The sequence below is a fragment of the Vibrio salilacus genome, from assembly GCF_002811245.1.
GTDB lineage: Bacteria > Pseudomonadota > Gammaproteobacteria > Enterobacterales > Vibrionaceae > Vibrio > Vibrio salilacus.
In genome coordinates this window covers 1-2,388 of sequence record NZ_NIVQ01000053.1, presented here as the reverse complement: position 1 = coordinate 2,388, position 2,388 = coordinate 1, and the positions used below count along the sequence as shown (strand labels likewise).

The 2,388-nt window shown below is 41.9% G+C and carries 3 protein-coding genes; all 3 read left to right on the top strand.

Going from position 1 to position 2,388, the window contains the following annotated elements; genetic code table 11:
- Positions 1 to 311: 311 nt before the first annotated feature.
- Positions 312 to 869 (top strand): hypothetical protein, encoded by a 558-nt coding sequence (locus CDZ87_RS16520; protein ID WP_100754506.1) that lies wholly within the window; start codon positions 312 to 314, stop codon positions 867 to 869.
- A 140-nt stretch (positions 870 to 1,009) separates the two neighbouring features.
- Entirely contained in the window at positions 1,010 to 1,318 is a 309-nt protein-coding gene (locus CDZ87_RS17095) for a hypothetical protein (protein ID WP_142734156.1), read from the top strand.
- Between the two features lie 188 nt (positions 1,319 to 1,506).
- Positions 1,507 to 1,980: an HAD family hydrolase gene (locus tag CDZ87_RS16510; protein WP_100754505.1), complete on the top strand. Its 474-nt coding sequence runs from the start codon at positions 1,507 to 1,509 to the stop codon at positions 1,978 to 1,980.
- The last annotated feature ends 408 nt before the right edge of the window (positions 1,981 to 2,388 follow it).

Here is a 2,388-nt window from a genome sequence, read left to right as displayed (position 1 = left end):
AGAGAGGGCGCTTGTTGAAGCGAAGTCGGGTTGCCTCATTGGGCAGGGAAGTGGACTTACGCGCTTTGTGTTCCGTGCATCTGGCGGCTAAGTGAGTTTTGTCGTGTGATTCGGCTCAGAAAATCTGGTCAAGAATGCAGTTCTTTGCCAAATAAATCAGTCATTTGTGGTAAAACATAACAAACAATTCAAGCAGACCCTCAACGCTCGGCGATTTTGGTTTTCGTTGGGTTTTGTGTTTACGGCGTCATGCAGAAAGTCAGCCAGGGCGTTTCGGGCTACTTAATTGGGCGTTATGAATAGGTTAAAATATGGTCCAACCAATTTTTGATTTTATAGAGAAATTTGCCACAGATTTTTCGTGGCGAAGGTTAGTGATATTTTTTTCGCTACTAGTGTTAATTGGTTTCTCGTTCTTTTTTTATGAATCTCAAACATTTAATAATCAACTTTCCGCCTATGAAAGAGCTGTAACTTTGCTTGAAAAGACTAGTAAGTTGAAACATGAGGACCCATTGGCACAGAATGTTATAAAGAACATCCATAGTGGATTGGTTGATATTACTGGAAGGTCGTCTCTTGATTCTGGTCTTGATGTAACTGTAAGCAAAGAATTTAAGCAGGCTTTAGCTGGTGGAGCTCTTTGGGCAATTGCAGCATTGGCATTTTTGCCTAGTGTGCTTAGTGGAAACCGGAATGATGATCATCATGCCGTCATTGGCTGTTTGATATTTGCTCTGATTACCGGGACTGGTGGATACTTTTTACCAACAGATTGGAGTGCTTGGGTTGTTTATGGGTTATATCCAGTCGGTCTAAACTTGCTTTTGTTTATTGTCCTCGCTCTTATAGGTAATAGAGGAAAATAATACATAACAAACGCTTTAAGACGGATTCGCAACGCTTGGCGGTTTTTGTTTGATTTGGCTTTTGCGTTTACGGTGTAATAATTAAGTGTCGTGGTAGCGTTGCTCACCACTTAAGCGGGCGTTAGGTAAATGGAGAGTACATGAAACTTTCATTCATTGATAAATTTTCCGGGAGTAGATACGGGGCAAGATTTCCAGTTGGTGAAGTCAAAGGTACAAAGCTATTTGATAATTTTCAAAGATCTTCTAAATGGCTTTTGCTTAAGCATACTCCGAATGTAGAAAAGAAAAATGATAACCGCTTAGATATTGATCGTGGTGCATCGTATGTTTTCAAAAAGAAAGCATGTGGGAAGCTTGTTTTCGTTAGTATGAGCAAATCCAATTCTGGAAAAACTGTTTGCTGGACTTTTACAGACGAAATCCCAGTTAATCGCACTGATATTTAGTTTCAAATTCTAAGGTAAAAATATGATTTATGTCTGTGGTGGCTAATTTACCTAACAAACGGTTAAAGAGGGACAACCAACGCGTGGCATTTTTATTATGCGTTGGTTTTTATGATTACGGTGTTATGCGGAAGCTTGGTAGTGGCGTTGGTTGCCCCTTAACCGGGCGTTATGTGCAAGGAGGCAAAATGACCAAGGTGTACCTATTTGACTGGGGTGACACGCTTATGATCGATTTCCCAGAACACAGCGGAAAAATGTGTGAGTGGGTGAAGGTTCAGGCTGTTGATGGGGCTCTTGAGGTTCTTAGAAAGCTATCTATAAACAATAAGGTCTACGTTGCCACAAATGCTGCAGATTCATCAGAAGCTGATATCAAGGCTGCATTTGACCGAGTTGGTTTGTCACAATATATCTCAGGCTACTTCTGTAAAGCGAACCTTGGTGTTGGTAAGGGAACGCCAGAGTTTTTCGACAAGATAGTTGGGGTGTTAGGCATAGAGCCAAAATCAGTTGTGATGGTTGGGGACACATACGATAAAGACATTGCGCCAGCAATCACAGCGGGCATTGATGTAATTTGGTTTAATCCTACAAAACAAAACGTTAGTGCTGCCCACAATGTAAAGCAAGTCAGTCATTTGTTGGAAATTTGCACATAACAAAGCATTTAAGAGTGATTCGCAACGCTTGGCAGTTTCGCTTCGCTCAAGTATAGCCAAGCGCTGCTCACACCTTAATGCGGCGTTATGTTTACTTGTATTTCAGTGGCTTAAAGTTTCTTCGATCTATGTTCTTTGTCCCTTTGGCAGATCGTTTAAGTACTTCAGCAAATCGGCATTGTCGGCCCAAGTTCATGAATCACTCAGCCGGTAAAACATACTAATGTTCGTGGGTTGCTTCATTATTGGATCGTGGCGGTTGGGTTCAAATTGCACTGGCTCTAAGTCGCTTGCATCATATTTGCCAATTGGCATGTCAGCTTGGCAGTTGCCTCGACAATTTGCCATTGTTCTGCGCTGTGGTTGGAAAGAGAGGGCGCTTGTTGAACGTTGGCCGGGTTGCCTCAT

What these genes read in the sequence shown, in the direction of transcription:
- CDZ87_RS16510 (WP_100754505.1), top strand. Translation starts at nt 1,507, where the DNA reads ATGACCAAGGTGTACCTATTTGACTGGGGTGACACGCTTATGATCGAT.
- CDZ87_RS16520 (WP_100754506.1), top strand. Translation starts at nt 312, where the DNA reads ATGGTCCAACCAATTTTTGATTTTATAGAGAAATTTGCCACAGATTTT.
- CDZ87_RS17095 (WP_142734156.1), top strand. Translation starts at nt 1,010, where the DNA reads ATGAAACTTTCATTCATTGATAAATTTTCCGGGAGTAGATACGGGGCA.